Annotated in this window: 16 protein-coding genes; 10 read left to right on the top strand and 6 right to left on the bottom strand. The window is 27.3% G+C overall.

All coding sequences use genetic code 11. From position 1 onward, the window contains the following. Positions 1-15: 15 nt before the first annotated feature. Genes Q0714_RS02005 through Q0714_RS01995 form a run of 3 tightly spaced genes read right to left on the bottom strand, consistent with a single transcriptional unit; the run spans position 16 to position 1,620 of the window. Entirely contained in the window at positions 16-171 is a 156-nt protein-coding gene (locus Q0714_RS02005; RefSeq protein ID WP_298262632.1) for a hypothetical protein, read from the bottom strand. Continuing rightward, positions 162-944, bottom strand: a complete 783-nt coding sequence (locus Q0714_RS02000; RefSeq protein WP_298262631.1) for an alpha/beta fold hydrolase — start codon at positions 942-944, stop codon at positions 162-164. Before Q0714_RS02000 ends, Q0714_RS02005 begins: the two co-directional genes overlap by 10 nt. Positions 945-963: 19 nt before the next feature. Beyond that, positions 964-1,620 (bottom strand): hypothetical protein, encoded by a 657-nt coding sequence (locus Q0714_RS01995; protein ID WP_298262630.1) that lies wholly within the window; start codon positions 1,618-1,620, stop codon positions 964-966. Between the two features lie 105 nt (positions 1,621-1,725). Between Q0714_RS01995 and Q0714_RS01990 the strand changes: the two genes are divergently transcribed. Beyond that, positions 1,726-3,048: an aspartate kinase gene (locus Q0714_RS01990; protein ID WP_298262629.1), complete on the top strand. Its 1,323-nt coding sequence runs from the start codon at positions 1,726-1,728 to the stop codon at positions 3,046-3,048. Positions 3,049-3,092: 44 nt separating this feature from the next. On the opposite strand, the gene Q0714_RS01985 is transcribed toward Q0714_RS01990, so the two are convergent. Then, positions 3,093-4,247 (bottom strand): AraC family transcriptional regulator, encoded by a 1,155-nt coding sequence (locus Q0714_RS01985; protein WP_298262628.1) that lies wholly within the window; start codon positions 4,245-4,247, stop codon positions 3,093-3,095. Between the two features lie 74 nt (positions 4,248-4,321). After that, positions 4,322-4,765: a hypothetical protein gene (locus Q0714_RS01980; protein ID WP_298262627.1), complete on the bottom strand. Its 444-nt coding sequence runs from the start codon at positions 4,763-4,765 to the stop codon at positions 4,322-4,324. Positions 4,766-5,125: 360 nt separating this feature from the next. Between Q0714_RS01980 and Q0714_RS01975 the strand changes: the two genes are divergently transcribed. The 4 genes from Q0714_RS01975 to Q0714_RS01960 are packed head-to-tail and all read left to right on the top strand — an operon-like array spanning position 5,126 to position 11,621. Next, positions 5,126-5,863, top strand: a complete 738-nt coding sequence (locus tag Q0714_RS01975; RefSeq protein WP_298262626.1) for a hypothetical protein — start codon at positions 5,126-5,128, stop codon at positions 5,861-5,863. A gap of 15 nt (positions 5,864-5,878) precedes the next feature. Next, positions 5,879-8,638: a carboxypeptidase-like regulatory domain-containing protein gene (locus Q0714_RS01970; protein ID WP_298262625.1), complete on the top strand. Its 2,760-nt coding sequence runs from the start codon at positions 5,879-5,881 to the stop codon at positions 8,636-8,638. A gap of 9 nt (positions 8,639-8,647) precedes the next feature. Continuing rightward, positions 8,648-9,859, top strand: a complete 1,212-nt coding sequence (locus Q0714_RS01965) for a DUF4249 domain-containing protein (protein ID WP_298262624.1) — start codon at positions 8,648-8,650, stop codon at positions 9,857-9,859. A 16-nt stretch (positions 9,860-9,875) separates the two neighbouring features. Continuing rightward, the gene (locus Q0714_RS01960; protein WP_298262623.1) at positions 9,876-11,621 is read left to right on the top strand and encodes a hypothetical protein; all 1,746 of its coding nucleotides are present in this window, start codon (positions 9,876-9,878) and stop codon (positions 11,619-11,621) included. Between the two features lie 37 nt (positions 11,622-11,658). On the opposite strand, the gene Q0714_RS01955 is transcribed toward Q0714_RS01960, so the two are convergent. Beyond that, a complete protein-coding gene (locus Q0714_RS01955) occupies positions 11,659-12,951 on the bottom strand; it encodes an aminopeptidase P family protein (RefSeq protein WP_298262622.1) in 1,293 nt (430 codons plus the stop codon). Positions 12,952-13,120: 169 nt separating this feature from the next. Here Q0714_RS01955 and Q0714_RS01950 point away from each other — a divergent pair, with 169 nt between their 5' ends. The 5 genes from Q0714_RS01950 to Q0714_RS01930 all read left to right on the top strand — a co-directional run bounded on the left by Q0714_RS01950 (position 13,121) and on the right by Q0714_RS01930 (position 20,210). Continuing rightward, positions 13,121-13,975 carry a ChaN family lipoprotein gene (locus Q0714_RS01950; protein ID WP_298262621.1) on the top strand — a complete coding sequence of 285 codons (855 nt, stop codon included), beginning with the start codon at positions 13,121-13,123 and terminating at the stop codon, positions 13,973-13,975. A 120-nt stretch (positions 13,976-14,095) separates the two neighbouring features. Then, positions 14,096-15,325, top strand: a complete 1,230-nt coding sequence (locus Q0714_RS01945) for a PAS domain-containing sensor histidine kinase (RefSeq protein ID WP_298262620.1) — start codon at positions 14,096-14,098, stop codon at positions 15,323-15,325. Next, positions 15,325-16,383: a response regulator gene (locus Q0714_RS01940; RefSeq protein WP_298262619.1), complete on the top strand. Its 1,059-nt coding sequence runs from the start codon at positions 15,325-15,327 to the stop codon at positions 16,381-16,383. Before Q0714_RS01945 ends, Q0714_RS01940 begins: the two co-directional genes overlap by 1 nt. Before the next feature lie 113 nt (positions 16,384-16,496). Next, positions 16,497-17,321 carry a universal stress protein gene (locus Q0714_RS01935; protein WP_298262618.1) on the top strand — a complete coding sequence of 275 codons (825 nt, stop codon included), beginning with the start codon at positions 16,497-16,499 and terminating at the stop codon, positions 17,319-17,321. Positions 17,322-17,429: 108 nt separating this feature from the next. After that, positions 17,430-20,210 (top strand): glycosyl hydrolase, encoded by a 2,781-nt coding sequence (locus tag Q0714_RS01930; protein ID WP_298262617.1) that lies wholly within the window; start codon positions 17,430-17,432, stop codon positions 20,208-20,210. Positions 20,211-20,264 lie beyond the last annotated feature (54 nt).

Here is a 20,264-nt window from a genome sequence, read left to right as displayed (position 1 = left end):
TTTGAGTGTAATAATCTAAACAAGTGTAATATTAGGTGAAGTTGACATTCCATTTGGGTTTAATTCAGGTTGCCCTTCAGGCATGGGTTTGTTTAATTTTTTGTAATAATTTATCACAATTAAAACAAGTATTAGTTTGTAAAAAATAGGAAACCACTTTTTTAAAAACATAGTTTTGAAAATTTTAAGAGTGTTTTAATCAATTCTTCTTGATTCTCTATATAACTCATATGTCCATCTGGAAATTCAATTCTTTGTACTCTCGTATTTTTTGTTTGATTGATAAGTGATTGATACTCCAAAGCAGGGTCTTGTTTACCAATAATCATTTGTATTGGAAATGTTGCTGTTTGGTAAATATTACTGTTGTTTTTTCTTATTTTCATACCTTCTAACGCTGCAATAATTCCTTGTGGAGACATTTTTAAAGCTTCATTGGTAATATTTTTAATTTCAGAGGTGTAAATTTCTCTGTTTTTTTCAGAAAAAAGCATTGGAATAGCAACTCTTATAAATGTTTTATGGTTTTGTTTTACAGCAACAATTCCTCGCTCTCTATTTAACTGTTTTTCTTTAGTATCTGCTAAAGCAGTTGAATTCATTAAACACAGACCTTTTATACTAGATGGAACTAATTTTGCCACTTCCAAGGCAATATAACCTCCCATACTATGCCCAATAATCACATATTTTCTTAAACGAAGATGTTTTAAAATAGCAATAACCATTTTAGCTTGCTCTTCCATTGTATGAATATATCCAAGACTTTCAGATTGTCCATGACCTAACAAATCAATACAAATTACACGATTTTTTTTAGAAAGTTCTTTTACGGTAGCTTTCCACATGGTCAAATTTTCCAAAAAACCATGCAAAAGAACAATCGCTTTTCCCTTTCCTTCAGATGTAAAATGAATTGCAGTGTTTTTGTATGTAAAAGTCATAATCAATAGCTGAGGTTGGTTAATTTTTCAATCCTTTAACGGCAGAAAAGGCAGTGTCAACTACTTCATCTTCAACTAAAATAGTGAACTCATTAGTTGTTGAAACAACTTCATATAATGAAATTCCTTCCCAGGCTAAGCGCTTAAAAAACTGATAATATAAGCCGGCTATTTTGGTGTTTTCTTTTGGTAAACCAATGGTTATTGCCGATAAGTGATCTTGTACTGTAGTACAAATTTCATCTTTATAGCTTTCTTCAATTTGATTTTTTAATGTTGAATTAATTAACACATTACTTTCATGTACTCCACGTGTAAATGTGTAAAATATATGAGGATCTTCTTTAAGGACTTCTAACATTTTTAAGTGACTATGAATTAATGTGCTAGAATTTTTAAAAGTATAATCGGATAAATCTGATCGAACAGTTATGTCTCCTAAGTTTTCCAAAACCTTATTCAGTTTTATTTTGTTAGCCATTTCTTTTGGTGGACTGTATCTTCGTAAAGCCATCATAATAGCTCCAGATTTTACAGGTTTACGTAACATTTTAGAAATTGGCTCTCTAAGCTCTTCAGCTAAAGCGCTATAATTTAAGATGTTTCTTGTTAAAGCATCTTCTAAAAAAGGTTGCGAAACTAAAATTTCTTCTACACAGGTGGCGATAGTTTTCATAATGTTAAATATTTAACAGTTTGTGCAAAATTAGTGTATATTTTTTTAATATGCACAATTTGTGGAAAATTATCGCTTAAATTTGTGGTATTAAATATAAAAACGATGAAAGTTTTAAAATTTGGAGGAACCTCAGTAGGTTCCATTGAAAATATTAAGAGAGTGAAAGACATTATTACCGATGGTGATAAAAAAATTGTGGTACTATCTGCAATGTCTGGCACTACCAATGCTTTAGTAGAGTTATCGAACTTTATTAAAAACGGGCAAAAACAAGAAGCTTTAAAAAGTGTAGAATACCTACATGTAAAATACCATACTGTTTTAGATGAATTGATAGAAGTATCACCTTTAAAACAGGATGTTAGTAATTATATAGACAAAGTTTTTGAATATCTTAAAAATTGCATTTCTGAAAAATATTCAGAGTCACTTTATAAAAAAATAGTTTCACAAGGAGAGTTACTCTCCACCTATATTTTTACAAAATATTTAAATCAAGAAGGGGTTAATGCAAGGCTGTTACCAGCTTTAGGATTTATGAGAATTGATAAAACGAATAATCCAGATGATTTTTATATAAAACAAAATTTACAACGCATTATTAATAGTGCATTACCTGCTGATATTTATATTACCCAAGGCTTTATTTGTTTAGATGCTTATGGAAATGTTGCTAATTTACAACGTGGTGGGAGTGATTATACTGCAACAATTATTGGAGCAGTAGTGGAAGCAGATGAAGTTCAAATATGGACAGATATTGATGGAATGCATAATAACGATCCTCGTTTTGTAGAAAACACTCATGCCATTTCTAATTTATCTTTTGATGAGGCTGCTGAGTTGGCTTATTTTGGAGCAAAAATTTTACATCCACAAACAGTAATGCCTGCTAGAGAAGCTAATATTCCTGTTCGATTAAAAAACACCATGGATCCAGAGTCTGATGGAACATTAATTACTGGAGAAACAACAAGTGAAGGAATAAAAGCAATTGCAGCTAAAGATACTATTACAGCTATTAAAATTAAATCAGCTAGAATGTTATTAGCACATGGGTTTTTGAAAAAAGTTTTTGAGATTTTTGAAAAATATGAAACTTCAATTGATATGATAACAACTTCTGAAATTGCAGTTTCTTTAACTATAGATGATGATAAAAACTTAACATCAATTTTAGAAGAATTAGAGCGATTTTCAAATGTGGAGGTTGATCAACAACAAAGTATCATTTGTTTGGTTGGAAATTCAATAGTAAAACATCAAGATACGCATAGGTTATTTAAGGTGTTGCAAGATATTTCAGTGAGGATGATATCTTATGGAGGAAGTAATAATAATATTTCACTTTTGGTAAATACTAACGATAAAATTAAAGCACTTAAAAAACTAAATAGCTATATTTTTGAGTTAGCAACCTCATAAGCTTTTATGAATAAATTTAATGGTTAACAACAAAGCTCGAGATATTATATTTCGAGCTTTTTATTTAATTTTTTAATAAAATTTGAAGGATAAACCCCCGTTTTTTTATGAAATGCTTTTGAGAAAGATTCAGTATTGTTAAAGCCAGCTTCGTAAGCAATTGCTTGAATAGTAAATTTTCTATAGATTTTTTCAGCTTTCAATTTGTTAATACAATAATCAATTCTTAAATCGGTTAGGTAGGTATTAAAGTTTTTTTCTTTAAAATGATTGATCACTTTTGAAAGATAATTTGCATTTGTATTTAATGATTTAGCTAAAGAGTTTAACTTAATTTCATTATTTAAAAATAAATGATTCTTTTCGAAAGAATTAAGGTTGTTTAAAATAGAATCAATTACATTTTGAGGAACTCCTTCAATTCCTGAATTAAATTTTGTAGCTAACTTTTTATTTTTTGAACTATTATTTTCTAAAGATTTAATACGCTTATTTAATTTTTTCTGTTTCCTCTTATTTCTAACTATTAGAATTGATGAAATTAAAGTAAGGCTACTAAGTATAATAATAATTAGATTATAATTTTTATGATGATTGTTTAATTCATAAATAATTTTTTCTTTTTCGGCGATTAAAATAGGGGTATCATATTTTTTAGTAATAGTTTCATTTAATGTTTTAGAGTTAAAATCAATAATGCTGTCAACATATAAAAGTTTGTTAATGTATTTAAGTTGGTTTTTTATCTCTTTTTTTTCTTTATAGTAATCAATAAAAAACTCTTGTACCATTCTAATCTCAGGCATTAAATCGTTAGTTGAATTGTAAATGGAATCGGCTAGTTTAAAGTAGTGAAATGCTTCTTCTTTTTTATTTAATTTATTTAGAGAGCTTCCATATAAAAACGTGTAATTAAAAGAAGTTGTGTAAAAATCATCTACACTAATTTCATCAAGAAGTTTGATTGTTTTTTTATAATTGGTTTTATAATATTCTATTTCAGCAAGTAATTCTTTATAGTTAAATTCGGCTTTTTTAATGCCTAAATCTTTTTCTAATGCAAAATATTTATTTGCGTAAAAGTAAGCAGAGTCAAAGCTTTTCTCTTTTAAATATGAGTATGATAAAAAATATAAACTTTGATGTTTTATGGTAATAAAATTTTTAGGAATGTTGATACTATCAAAATTTTTGAGCACATATTTAAACTCTTTTTTTGCTTCAGTATAATTTCCCCAAATTAGTTTGATAGAACCTATTTGATTTTTTATTTCTAAGTGTTGTTTTTTAATGTAGCAAGTTTTTGAGCGATTAATAAATTTTCTAATGCTTTGTTGTATTTGCCTATGATAAACTGAACGGAGCCTTTATATAAATAACCATATCCTGGATAATCTAAATCAGATAATCCATCAGTTAAATTTATTATACTGTCATAATATTTAATTGCGTTTTCTGGATTGTTAATAAAAAAGTTAGATGCAAACTGAGAATATCCATTGGCTATTTTGATAGTATCATTTTCATTTTTGGCTTTATGTAAATAAGCAGCTGAGTAAATTTTTAATTTCTTTAAATCATTTTTAAAAACATTTTGTCTTTCAAATAATTCTTGGAACGTATAATTTTTTAATGAGTCTGGGATATAAAATTGTTTTTTGTTTTGGGTATAACTTTTGCTAAAAAGTAGCATACTTATAAAAAGTAAAAAGTACATTTTGTAAGTTTTAAAAGGGAAAGAAAAGGGGTAAGTAAAAAATTTTTTCATTAAAAAATATGGATGCTAATTTTAAAACAAATGTAACAATTCATTTTTATAGAAAAAAGAAGTCTAAATTTATGTATTTAGACTTATTATGTTTTGTTTAAAAAAATACTGACAGTACTATTGCATAGAAAACTTAAAGGTATAAGTTTTTAATCAGCTCCAAAATAAATAAATTATTTTGAGGGGAATTGCTATATGAAAAAAAAATTCGAAACAGAGGTTTCGAATTTTTTTATATATATAAATTTATTTAAAATTAATTTTTTAGTTATATTCGGCAACTTATAAATAATTTTAAGTTAAAAATCTATGAAAAAAGTAACAATTGTCTTTTTTGCTTTTTTTTTCTTATCGTTAAAAACCACTACTTTTTATTGCCAAAATAATGAGCTGACTAAAGAAAGTTCTTATAAATGGTTTGATAAAGTTATAGGAGTAGGCAATACAGGTTTATATAACGGTATACAATATGAAAGAAAGTTTAATCCTTTACATAATGACCACGAATATTATTTGAGTTCTGAGTTTTTAATAGGAGATATCATATATAATGGTCAGCCGTATTATGATATTTTGTTAAAATACGATATTTACAATGATGATTTAATTGTCAAATTACCAAGCTATACTTCATTTAACATAATTAAGTTAATAAAACAGCACGTAAAAAGTTTTTCAATAAACAATAATAATAAATTTGTGAATATTAAGGCTAGCAATAGTTCAGTTGAGAATGTTGTTGGTTTTTATGAAGTAATTTTTGATGATGGTAATATTAAAATGTATAAAAAACATCAAAAATCGTTAAAAAAACACTTAGAGAAATCATATGTTTATGATGCTTTTAAAAATAAAGAAGAGTATTTCCTTTTTTATAATAATACTTATTATAAGATAAAATCAAAAAGAAATTTTTTTAAAATACTACCTAACCTTAAAAAAAATATAAATTCTTATTATAATTCTTATTATAAATTAAAAAGAGAGGATTATGATGTTTTTCTATTGAATTTTTCTAAGTATTTAAGTGAAATTTTGACAAGTTAAGAAGCGCTTTAAATTATGAAAAAAATAATTGTAATTATAGTAACTTGTTTTTGTTTTCAGGTTATTAATGCTCAAAATATAGAAGAACTAAAAATTGACATAATTTTTAGTAATAAGACTAAATTAGAAGTAATTAAAAAATTAGAAGAACAGACAAGTTATAAATTTTTCTATATAAATGATTGGTTGGATAGTGGGCTAATTTCTGGAAATTATAAAAATGCAAGTTTAAATAAAATTTTAGATGATATTTTTAAAGAGACTGATTTAAATTATTTTATTTCTTCAGAAAATAGAGTTATTTTAACAAAAAACAATTTGATTTATGATCACTTGCCTAATGCTTTTTATAATAACAAAAATCAGAAAGCAAATAGTCCAAAAGATATAGAACCTGTATTTTACGATGATAATATTGTTTCAAAGATAAAAAAATATGAGACTGTTAGGATAGGTAAAGAAACAAAGACTTATTCTAAAAAAAATTATACACTTTCTGGGAGAATAATAAATAGCTTAACTGGTGAGCCAATTCCAAACTTAGCTATTGTGGTTTTAAATAAAAATATAAATGCTGTAACAGATATTAATGGTTTTTATACTATTAGATTGCCATCAGGTATAAATTATGTTGAAACTAAGGCTTTAGGAATTGAAGAAGCAAATAAAAAAATTATAATTTATAGTGATGGAATTTTAAATTTTGAATTAAATGAGAGCTCAGAAACATTAAAAGAGGTTATAGTAGAGGCCAATAGAGATAGAAATATTAAAGAAGTTATTTCAGGGGTTACACAAATTAAAGTACAGGAAATTAAAAATATTCCTTTAGTTTTAGGAGAAAGGGATATTTTAAAAGTGGCAACTACACTACCAGGAATTAAAAAAGCTGGAGAAGGATCATCTGGTTATAATGTAAGAGGGGGGAAAGAAGATCAAAATTTAATTTTACTAGATAATGCAGTACTTTATAATCCTTCTCATTTTTTTGGAATATTTTCAGCATTAAACCCATTTACTTCTGGAGATGTAAATATTTATAAAGGAAGTTTACCCGCAGAGTTTGGAGGTAGATTATCATCAGTTTTTGATATTAAAACTAAAGATGCTTCAACTGAAAAATTAAAAGGAGAAGCATCGATTGGACCTGTAACAAGTAATTTAACATTAGAAATTCCAATAGTTAGTGGAGAATCTTCATTATTAATTGGTGGAAGAGGAACCTATTCTGATTGGGTGCTTAAAGCTATAGATGAAGAATCAATAAAAAATAGTAAAGCATCATTTTATGATTTTATAGGAAAGTATAAACATAAAATAGATAAGGATAATAACCTAGAAGCCTCAGGCTATTTTAGTAATGATGAATTTAGTATAACTTCTGATTCAATATATAAATATAATAACAGGCTATTGTCCTTAAAATGGAATAGAAATTTTAACAACAAGAACAATGGGAGTTTAATATTAGCAAATAGTGAATATAAATTTAATATTGGATTTGATGGAGATGTTGATACAGATTTTGATTTAGATTATAAAATTAATGAAACGGAATTAAAACTTAAAATGAAATACCTTCATAGTGAATCTCATAAATTTGATTATGGTATTTCTAGCAAATTTTATAAAGTAAATCCAGGGAATATTAAACCTATGGGTAATGAATCAATAATTCAAGCAAAAGAAATTCCTGAGGAAAAGGCTTTAGAATCAGCCATTTTCATTGCTGATAACTACAAAATAAATAAGAAATTACTTTTAAATATTGGTTTAAGGTATTCATTTTATGCTTCATTAGGAAAAACAGCTCAAAGAAAATATTTAAAAGGAGAACCTAAAAATGAAAGCTCTGTTGTAGATACATTATATTTTGATAAAAACGAAGTAGTTAAAAAATATGGAGGTCCAGAAATGAGATTTTCTGTGCGATATTTTTTGGCTCCAAGTTTATCTGTTAAAGGTAGTTTTAATAGCACATATCAATATATACATACTTTGTCAAATAATACAACGGCTTCTCCAACAGACACTTGGAAGCTTTCGGATTTAAATATTGAACCACAGCGAGCAAATCAATTCACTTTAGGGTTTTATAAAAACTTTCAAGATTCATATTATGAATTAAGCCTTGAAAGCTATTATAAAAAAACTAAAAATACCTTAGATTATAAAGTAGGTGCAGATTTACTTTTAAATAAATATATAGAAACTGAGGTAATACAAGGTGAAGGAGAAGCTTATGGTGTAGAATTTCTTATGAAGAAAACAAGAGGAAACCTGAATGGATGGTTGGGATATAGTTATTCTAGATCTTTTGTAAAATTAAATGGAAAGTCTAACGAAGAACGTGTAAACAATGGTGATTACTTTCCTTCTAATTATGATAAACCTCATGATTTTAGTTTAGTTGCAAATTATAAAATAACTAAACGTTATAGTTTTTCTGCAAATTTCACTTATCAAACGGGTCGACCTGTTACTTATCCAGTAGGGAAATATATCTATAAGGGCGAGGAGCATGTGTTATATAGTGATAGAAATAAATTTAGGATACCAGATTATTATAGGTTTGATATAGGGTTTAATATTGAGGGAAACCATAAGCTAAAAAAGTTAGCGCATAGCTTTTGGAACATTTCGATTTATAATGTTCTAGGTAGGAATAACCCATATTCTGTTTATTTTGTAACTGATAAGGGTCAAATTAAAGCTTATCAAAGCTCTATTTTTTCAGTTCCTGTTCCTACAATAACTTATAATTTTAAATTTTAAACTTAAATTATGAAAAATATAAAATCGTTAACTTTTGTTTGGTTTATATTAATAATTGCTTTTTTAAATAGTTGTATAGAGCAAATTGATATTAAAACGATTGCTTTTGAAGATGCTTTAATTGTTGAAGGTACACTAACAAATGAATTTAAATTTCATAAAATAAAACTAAGTAGAACATTTAAGCTTGAAGAAGAAATTATGAACGTTGAGACTGGAGCAAAAGTTAGGATTATTGATGATTTAGGTAATAATTATGATTTTCAAGAAGAGAACTTAGGAATATATATTTCTGATATTGAGTTTCGGGCTAAAGAAGATAGAATGTATCAGCTTAAAATTGAAATATCTAATGGTAAATCCTATACATCAATACCTACTCAATTAACTTCAGAATCACAAATAGATGAAATAAGTGCGGTAAGAGAGGTTGATGTTAATGGAGGAGAAGGTATTTCAATTTTAATCAATAGTTTTAATTCAAATGGAGACGCTAGATATTATCGTTATGAATACGAGGAAACATACAAAATTAAAGCGCCTTATTGGTCGCCTTATGATGCTGTAGTAGTTTCAGATGTTAAGCCCTATGAAGTTGATTTTGTTCCTAGAACTAAAGAAGAAAAAGTGTGTTATAAAACAATATATTCTGAAGGGATAATACAGACTGAAACTAATAGTCTATTAGAAGATAAAGTCTCAAATTTTTCTATTCGTTTTATTTCAAACGATGATTTTATCTTAACTAACAGATATAGTATTTTGGTAAAACAATATGTTCAATCATTTGAAGCTTATACATTCAATAACATCTTAAAAAATTTATCAGGTTCTGAAAGTTTGTTTTCTCAAAATCAGCCTGGTTTTTTTTCAGGAAATATATTCCCCGATGAAGATAATAATGAAAAAGTAATTGGTTTTTTTGAAGTAGCTTCAGTTTCAGAAAAGAGAATTTTTGTAAATCCTCGTGATATAATTGAAAACACACCTCCTTACATATCTAATTGTGAGGTTGTAGCACCAGAATTGGAAAGTAATGTAGGCACCTCACCTTTGATCGAAGCAATTAAAACAGGTAAATTGAAATTTTTTCAAATTAATGGAGGTGAAAATAGTCCTGTTATTCCAATTCCAGGAGGCCCTTATCAGATGGTTCCAGTGCCTTGTAGTGATTGTACAGTTTTAGGGACTAATATTATGCCAGATTTTTGGGTTGATTAATTAAAGAATTTTAAAAATGAAAAAAAATATCATTTACATATTGACATTTATAAGTTGTTACATTTCATTTTCTCAAGTTATATTGAGTGAGAAGGATGAAAATTTATTTAAAGAAATACCTCAAGAAAAAATATTTTTACACTTTAATAGTTCTTTTTTATTGGCTGGTGAAAATTTGTATTATAAAATATATTGTTTGAATGCTCAAAATAATAAACTTAGTAGTTTAAGTAAAATTGCGTATGTAGAGTTTGTTGATAGTAATTTAGAGGTAATTTTTAAACAAAAAATAAAATTAATTTCTGGTTTAGGTCAGGGCGACTTTTTTATACCTAGCTCAATTTTATCAGGAAATTATAAGATTGTGGCATATACTCAATGGATGAGAAATGCAGGTGAATTAAATATTTTTCAAAATGATATTAGTATTGTAAATCCTTTCAATGAAAATCAAGATGCCATAATAGATAAAACTGTAGATACACTATTAGCAAATAAAAAAGGAAAAATAAATTACAATAAAAATGATTTTATTATTGCACCTAAAGAGTTTTTTGAATTAAAATTAAATAAGAAGAACTTTAAGAGTAGAGAAAAAATAATTTTAAAGTTTACAAATAATAAAAATTTAGGCAATTATTCCTTATCAGTTAGAAAAGTTACTCCTTTTGAGATACCAAAAAGATATAACAGCGTAGATGCTATTAAGAATAACATAGATTTTAAAAAAAATACACCAAAAAGTATTTTCTTACCTGAGTTAAGAGGAGAGTTAATTTTTGGAACTGTGTATGAAAGAGATTCAAACTTACCAGCTGCAGATGTTAAAGTAACATTAACTATTACAGGTAATGACAAATTATTTAAAATAGCAAATACAAATAATTTAGGAAGATTTTATTTTAATATCTCTGAAAATTATGAGCAATCAAATGCAATTATCCAGGTGCTTAATAAGTATAAAAATTATAAACTAAATATCGAAAATTTACCAATTAAAATGTATGATTATTTGTCATTTAGTAATTTTAAAATTAATGAATTAGCAAATGAATTTATTTTAAAACAAAGTATTTATAATCAAATTGAAAATGCTTATAAAGAAGTAAAACTAACTAAAATTAATCAAGTTGAACCTGAATTACCATTTTATAATAAAATTGGCAAAACATATGATTTAGATGATTTTACAAGATTTCCAACTATTAAGGAAACTATAATTGAAGTTGTGGATGCTGTAACTATAAAATCTAGAAATGGAAAATCTTTGTTAGATATAATTTGGGAAAATAAAATGGATAAGTCAGGGCTGTTGCCTTTAGTAATTTTTGATGGGATTATAATTGAAAATCATAACGAATTTTTAAATTTTAATGCTAGAAAAGTTAAAAAGATACATGTTGTAAGAGAAAAATATTTATACGGAACGCAGTTATTTGAGGGTGTTATTTCATTTGAATCTATAAAAGGAGATATTAATGGTTTTAATTCAGAGAGAAAAGATTACATAGTCAATATAGATTTATTGAAACCTTTAGAAAAGAAGAGCTATTTCAAACAGGTTTATGATAAAAATAAATTTGAGCACATACCTGATTATAGGAATCAATTATTATGGATGCCAAACTTAAGTTTGAGTAGTAAAGATGAAGAAGTTATTTTTTACACATCAGATAACAAAGGGGAATTTGAAATTTGTATTGAGGGGTTTACTGAAAGTGGAAAACCGGTTTCTTTAAGAGAAATAATTAATGTTGAGTAATAAAATAAAAGATTCTTTTATTTTATTACTCAACATTTTATTTGTTCATTAAATCTTCAATTTCTTCTACTTCAATAGGGATATTTCTCATCAAGTTAAATGGTTCACCATTTTCTTGAACCACAACATCATCTTCAATTCTAATTCCCATATTTTCATTTGGAATATAAATTCCTGGTTCAACGGTAAATACCATACCTGCTTTCATTGGTGTTTTTAAAGCACCATAATCGTGTGTGTCTAACCCTAAATGGTGAGAAGTACCATGCATAAAATATTTTTTATATGCTGGCCAGTTTGGATCTTCATTTTGAACATCTGCTTTATCAATTAATTTTAAATTTAATAATTCATGGGTCATTAAATTTCCTACTTCTTTATGATATTCTGTCCAAAGAGTTCCAGGTATAAGCATTTTAGTAGCTTCATTTTTAACTTTTAAAACAGCGTTATAAATAGCTTTTTGTCTATCAGTAAAACGACCATTTACAGGTATTGTACGTGTCATATCACTTGAATAATTTGCATATTCTGCCCCAACGTCCATTAATAACATATCTCCATCTTTACACTCTTTATTATTTTCAATATAATGTAGTACACAAGCATTATAGCCTGAACCTATAATTGGAGTATAAGCAAAGCCTTTTGAGCGATTTCTTAAAAATTCGTGCATATATTCAGCTTCAATTTCAAATTCCATAATACCAGGTTTCATAAAAGGCAAAACTCTCCTAAAACCTTTTTCTGTAATGTCACAAGCAGTTTGGATAATGTCAATTTCTTCAGGTTCTTTTACTCCTCTTATGTGTTGTAGAATTTGATTGCTTTTTTCCCATTTATGAGCAGGGAAATCTTTTTTACATTGTTTGATAAATCTATCCTCTCTTGTTTCTAGTTCAACAGATTGGCGGTAGTGCTCGTTGGTGTTAAAATAAATGGTTTCAGCTTCAGTCATTAAATCAAAAAATACTTTTTTAAATTCAGATAACCAATAAATTGTTTTTATACCCGAAACACTTGTAGCTTCTTCTTTAGAGTATTTTGCGCCATACCATATAGCAATATGCTCATTAGTTTCAGTTAAAAATAAAATTTCTCTATGTTTTTCATCAATGGCATCAGGAAAAAGTAATAAAATACTTTCTTCTTGATCTGCTCCACTTAAATACAGTAAATCGCTACTTTGTTCAAAAGGAATAGTGCTGTCTGCACCAGTTGTAAATAAATCATTTGAATTGAAAATGGCAATTGATTTTGGTTTCATTTGAGCTGTAAATTTAGCTCTGTTTTTAATAAAAAGTTGATTATTAATAGGATGGTATTTCATCGGATATAATTTAGAATTGTTAATGATCTTAACATAAAACTTAGTTCAAAATTCAAACTTAAAAATGAATGTTAAGTTTCTAATTTAGGAAATAAAAATTTTATGAAAGAATTTAGTAACAAAGTTATAAATTTGTTGAAAACCAAACCTTACAAAACCAATATTATTTATGCGAAAATTAATAGTATCTCTGCTTTTTAGTTGTTTTACCACGTTTATTTTTTCACAAGGTAAACCAGCGTACAAATTATTTAATGCAAAAGGAAATAAAGTTTCTTATAATAAAATGATCAAAACAATGAACAAAGCAGATGTGGTTTTGTTTGGTGAGCATCATAATAACCCAATTATACATTGGTTGCAGTTTGAAACTACGAAAGATTTATTTCAAAAAAGAAAATTAATATTAGGAGCCGAAATGCTTGAAGCCGATAATCAAAAAGTATTGGATGATTATTTAGCAGGAAATATTGATGAAAAAGCATTAGATACTTTAGCAAGATTGTGGAATAACTATAAAACAGATTATCAACCTTTGGTTGATTTTGCCAAAAACAATCAATTAAAATTTATAGCAACCAATATTCCAAGAAGGTATGCAAGTAAAGTTTTTAGAGGAGGTTTTGAAGTATTAGAAAACCTTACCAGTGAAGAAAAATCCTGGATAGCACCTTTACCTATTAAATATGATAAAACATTGCCAGGTTATGTGAAAATGAAAGAAATGATGGGAGGACATGGAGGTGAAAATTTACCCAAAGCTCAAGCAATAAAAGATGCCACCATGGGATATTTTATAACCAAAAATAGAACTAATAGAAGTTTGTTTATACATTATAATGGTTCATATCATTCTGATAATTATGAAGGAATATACTGGTATTTAAAAGAGTTAAACAATGAAATAAAAATTGTTACAATTACTGTAGTAGAACAAGAAAATATTAAAAAGCTAAAGAAAGAAGAATTAAAAAGAGCAGATTTTATTATTGTAGTGCCTAAAACAATGACAAAAACTTATTAATTTTATTTAAACCTTGGAATATCATAGATTTAAAAATTTCTTTTTTACGAAAGAATTGCTTTTTAAATCATTAAATTTTTAGTAATTTCGAAACTACTATAAACTAAAAAAATTACAATATTGCCTAGTTTGTTTCAAGAAAACGAATTCGTTTTTAACGTCTTGTTTGAAGCAGTTTCTGAAGGTGTCTTGGTAGTTGATGAAAATCAAACTATTGTAGCAACCAATTCTTCTGCTGAAAAAATGTTTGGATATACGAAAGATGAAATTAGTCATCAACATTTAAATATACTAATTCCATCAAAACATCATACAGTTCATGGAGGACATTTTTCTTCTTTTTATAAAAAAGCTTCACCAAGACAAATGGGACAAAACAGACTGTTGTTTGGAGTCCGTAAAAATGGTGAAAATTTTCCAGTAGAAGTTGGATTAAATCCATTTAAAATTAATCATAAAACATATGTAATGTCTATTATAATAGATATTACCGTTAGAAAAGAGGCTGAAGACAAAATTATAGAGTTAAACGCATCACTTGAAGAAAAGGTTTCAGAACGAACAAAAGAACTTCATAAAACGGTTGCAAATTTAAAGGAGGAAATAACCAAAAGAGTAAAAGCCGAATCCAGATTAAGAAGTTTACTTAAAAAAGAAAAAGAACTTAACGAACTAAAAACAAAATTCTTGTCGTTGGTTTCTCATGAGTTTAAAACTCCATTAAGCGGTGTTTTAAATGCAGCTGTTTTAGTTGGAAAATATACTCAAACTGAAATGCAAGATAAAAGAGAAAAGCATCTGCAAACCATTAAAAGTAAAGTTCATTATTTAGATGGAATTTTAAACGATTTTTTATCTGTTGAAAGGCTAGACTCAGGAAAAGTGAAATATAAATTTACTAATTTTAAACTTAGTAAGGTTGTCAATGAAGTGGTTTATAATGCAAATATGATGTTAAAAAATGGACAGCATATTACTTATCCAAAAAACATTAATGATATTAGTATTTATCATGATGAAAAAATTTTAGAATTGGTACTTACCAATCTTTTAAGTAATGCTATAAAATATTCACCAGAAAATACGGAAATTGATTTTAAAATTGATGAAACTCCAAAAGGACTTATATTTGAAATTAAAGATCAAGGAATTGGAATCCCTTCAAAAGATCAAAAACATATTTTTGAACGTTACTTTAGAGCTGAAAATGCATTGACCAATCAAGGAACAGGAATTGGTCTTAATATTATAAAAGGACATTTAGAAAGTTTAGGAGGTAGTGTTAGTTTTAAAAGTATCCAAGATACTGGAACAACATTTATTGTAGAAATACCATTTATTAAAGAATAATGAAAACGATATTAATCATAGAAGACGATACGGTTTTAAGAGAAACAACTGCAGAAATATTAGAGTTAGAGAATTATAAAGTTTTTACAGCGGCTAACGGAAAAAGAGGTGTTGAGCAAGCAAAAATAATGCTTCCAGATATCATTATTTGTGATATTATGATGCCTGAAATGGATGGTTATGAGGTGTTAGAAATATTGTCTACGTATGAAGAAACAAAAAGAATTCCTTTCATTTTTTTATCTGCCAAAACAGAAACAAAAGATGTTCGTAAAGGAATGGATTTAGGAGCAGATGATTATTTAACAAAACCTATTAATGAAGATTTATTAATTAGCGCTATTGAAAGTAGGTTAGCAAAAGCTGCCTTATTAAAAGAAGTAGAGAAAGTTGAAGCACCAATAAAAGAGCCTAAAAACCCATATTCAGAAATAGAAACTATAGAAGATTTAAAAAATTATTTTTGTGATTATGGAACCTCTAATAATCTAAAAAAAGGAAAAATAATTTATGAAGAAGGTGACCTCTCTAATAATATTTACTTCATCTACAAAGGAGTTATTAAAACCTATAAAATAGACGAATTAGGGAAAGAACTAATCATTAACATCCTTAAGGATGATGACTTTTTTGGAGTTTCTGCTATTATTGATGGTTCTTATTACTTTGAATCAGTTAAAACAATGGAAGATTCTGAAGTAATGTTTTTGTCTAAAAAAACGGTGTTAGAAATTTTAGAAAGCAACCATAAATTAACGTTAGATTTTTTTCAGTTAATGAATAATTCTTTGACCGAAGTAAAAGAGCAACTTTTAGAAATGGCATATGGTTCTATGAAAAGAAAAACTGCCAAAACCATTTTAAAATTTGCTGATAAAATGTCTCACAAATCATCAGATAGTATCAATATATCTAGAAGAGATTTAGCAGGTGTTGCAGGAATTGCTACCGAAAGTTTAATTAGAACATTAACCGATATGAAAAAAGAAGGAATTCTTGAAATTGAAGGGAGAAATATTAGAATTCTAGATTTAGGTAAATTAGAATCGTATAATTAATTTTTGTCAATTTTGTTTTCATTATTTTGCTTTTTAATGGTCTAAAATTTCACTGACCGATGTCATTTATTATTAATGCACCTTTCTATAAGTTTGTATCAATAATAAAGTAAATGAAAAACATCTTAATTTTAACTGATTTTTCAGAGAGTTCTTGGAATTCTATAGAGTATATTCTTACTTTATATAAGGACAAGGAAAGTATTTTTTATTTATTAAATACTCCTAATAGTAAAAATAGATCTTTTAAAAACAACTCTAAAGCTATTAAAGATGTAATCAATCCCGCCAAAGAATTTGATAATTTACTTCTTAAAATAAAAGCAAAAAAATTAGCTAAAAACCATACTTTTCACCCAACTTTTATCAATTCAAACATCGTAAATGCAACAAGAGATATTGTAAAAGAAAAAAGTATTGGACTTATTGTTATAGGAACAAAAGGATTATCTGCTAAAACAGATAAAAGTATTGGGTCTGTTTCTGAAGATATAATTACAAAAGTAAAATGTTCTGTTTTAGCTGTTCCTAGCAAAGCTAGATATAATGGTTTGCAAAAGATAGCTTTTCCAACGGATTATACTAACTTTTACGAAGCCAAGTTATTGCAAAATGGTACTAATATTTTAAATTTTAAAGAATCAAGCATTCACTTTGTATATTTAGCTAAGACAAATAATAACTTAGATAAAGAACAAGTTTGGAACAAAGAAACTTTATGTGATTATTTTAAAGATAAAAATCACAGTTTTCATAATGAAATTAATGAAAATTTTGAAATTGCTATCGAAAATTTTGTAGATAAAACAGCTGTAAATTTAATAGTAATGGCAGCTAAAAATTTAAATTTATTTGAGCAAATTCTTTTTAGACCTAATATTAATAATATTAAATATTACTCTACAACTCCTTTTTTAATTTTACACCACACCTTTTAATTTAAGAAAATTTTAAGAAATAGCGTGCTTCAATCATTTTTTATAATGATAAATTTGAGTTTTACACCAAATAGGTGTACAACTTAAACTAAACACCAACTTTTTAAAATGAAAAAAATAACCTTACTGTTTTCGATGCTACTAATTTTTTTAGGATTAAACGCACAAACTTCTTTAGTAAAAAATGTATCCTTTACCAATATTGGACCTTCAATTATGAGTGGTCGTGTAGTAGATGTAGATGTGAACCCACAAAAACCTTCAGAATTTTATGTGGCCTATGCCTCAGGAGGTCTTTGGTATACCAATAACAATGGAACAACATTTACTCCAATTTCAGAAAATGCTCCAACTCAAAATATGGGAGATATTGCGATAGATTGGAAAAATGGCACTATTTGGGTTGGAACTGGTGAAAGTAATTCTTCGCGTTCATCTTATTCTGGAATTGGAATTTTAAAAAGTACCAATAAAGGAAAAACTTGGGAAAATGTTGGCTTAAAAAATTCTCAGCATATTGGCAGAATTATTATCAATAAAAATAATCCAAATGAAGTAGTTGTTGGAGTGATAGGCAATTTATATACAACAAATAAAGAACGTGGAATATATAAAACAATTGACGGAGGAATAACTTGGAAAAATGTGTTGTTTATAGATGAAAATACAGGTGTAATAGATATAAGCGTATCACCAAATAATTCTAATGTGCTTTATGCTGCTTCTTGGGAACGAATAAGAAAAGCCTGGAACTTTGATGGAGATGGAAAACACTCAGCAATTTATAAAAGTACTGACGCAGGTTCAACTTGGGAAAAAATAACTACTGAAAAAAATGGATTTCCAACAGGGAGTGGTATTGGAAGAATTGGTTTGGCTGCGTTTAATGATGAGGTGATATATGCTTTGTTAGACAATCAATTTATGAGACCTGAAAAAGAAAAGAAGAAAGAACAAGGATTGAAAAAGAATGATTTTAAAAAAATGTCTAAAGAAGATTTTTTGAGATTAGACAATAAAGAATTAAACACATATTTGAGAGTTCATAATTTTGATAGAAAATATTCAGCCGAAAATGTAAAAACCTCTATTAGAAAAGGAAAAATTAAGCCTAGTGATTTAGCTATATATTTAGAAGATGCCAATTTTGTTTTATTAAATTCGGAAGTAATAGGCGCTGAGGTATATAAATCTGACGATGGTGGAAAAACATGGAACAAAACTCACAAAGGCTATTTGGATGGAATGTATAGTTCTTATGGTTATTATTTTGGAATTATTGCTGTTAATTCATCTAACCAAAATAAAATTTACATTGGAGGAGTTCCATTATTAAGATCTGATGATGGTGGAGAAAACTTTAGTTCAATCGGAAAAGAAAATGTACACTCAGATCATCAAGCACTTTGGGTAAATCCAAATTTAGAAGGTCATATAATTGATGGTAACGATGGTGGTATAAATATTACGTACGATGATGGTGAAAATTGGATTAAAAATAATTCACCAGCAGTTGGGCAATTCTATTATATAAATGTAGATAGTCAAAAACCTTACAATGTATTTGGAGGATTACAAGATAATGGGGTTTGGTATGGACCAAGTAATTATGAAGCATCTAAACGTTGGGAGAGTAGTGGAAATTATCCATATAAAAGTATTGGAGGAGGTGATGGTATGCAAGTTCAAATTGATAATAGAGATAATAATATTGTGTATTCAGGGTCTCAATTTGGATACTATTTCCGTTATAATTTAAAAACAAAAGAACGCATGAGTATTCATCCAACTCATGAATTAGGTGATACACCATACCGTTATAATTGGCAAACTCCAATTTTATTATCTCCACACAATCAAGATATCTTATATATGGGAGCAAATAAGTTGTTAAGGTCAATGGATCAAGGAGCTACTTTTGATGTAATTTCTGACGATTTAACTACGGGTGGTAAAAAAGGTAATGTTCCTTATGGTACTTTAACAAGTATTTCTGAAAGTCCTTTTCAATTTGGTTTTATTTATGTTGGAAGTGATGACGGTTATGTTAATATAACTGAAAACGGAGGTGCTACTTGGAAAAGAATTTCTGATAATTTACCTCAAGGTCTTTGGGTTTCTAGAGTAATTGCTTCACAACATGAAAATGATAGAGTTTATGTAACCTTAAATGGTTATAGAAATGATGATTTTAAACCGTATGTGTATGTAAGTGAAGATAAAGGAGTCACGTGGAAGAATATTGGAAGTCAATTGCCAAATTATCCAATAAATGTTATTAAAGAAGATCCTGCCGATGAAAATATACTGTATTTAGGAACAGATAATGAAGCTTATGTAAGTTTTGATAAAGGTGAAAATTGGCAATTATTTTCTAAAGGATTGCCAAAAGTTGCAATTCACGATTTAGTAATTCAAAAGGAAGCAAAAGATTTAGTAATTGGTACTCATGGACGTTCAATTTATAAAGCAAACATTGCTGCATTACAAAAGTTTAATTCTATTAATAATAAAGAGATTTCAATTATAGAAGTTCCTGCTGTTCGTTTTTCATCGAGATGGGGAAGCTCTTGGAGTCAATGGTATGATGTTTATGAACCTAAGGTTACTATCTCTTACTATGTTGCTAGTTCTGGAAAGTATACAATTGATATTTTAGCTGAAAATGGTATCAAATTAAAAAGTTATAAAGTAGAGGCAGATAAAGGTTTTAATTACTTTAATTATAATGTTTCAGTTGATAAACAAAGTGTAAAAAAACACTTTGAAAAGCAAGATATAGCTGTAAAAGAAGCCCAAAATGGAAGTTATTATTTACCTAAAGGAAAATATATAGTTAAAATTTCTAATTCTAAAGGAACTTCAGAAAAAGCACTTATAATTAATTAAAATAACCACGTTAACCAATTATTAATAACCCCATCAGATTTAAAAAATCTGATG

It is taken from the genome of uncultured Lutibacter sp. (genome assembly GCF_947493565.1).
GTDB lineage: Bacteria > Bacteroidota > Bacteroidia > Flavobacteriales > Flavobacteriaceae > Lutibacter > Lutibacter aestuarii.
This window is presented reverse-complemented; position numbering and strand designations above follow the sequence as displayed.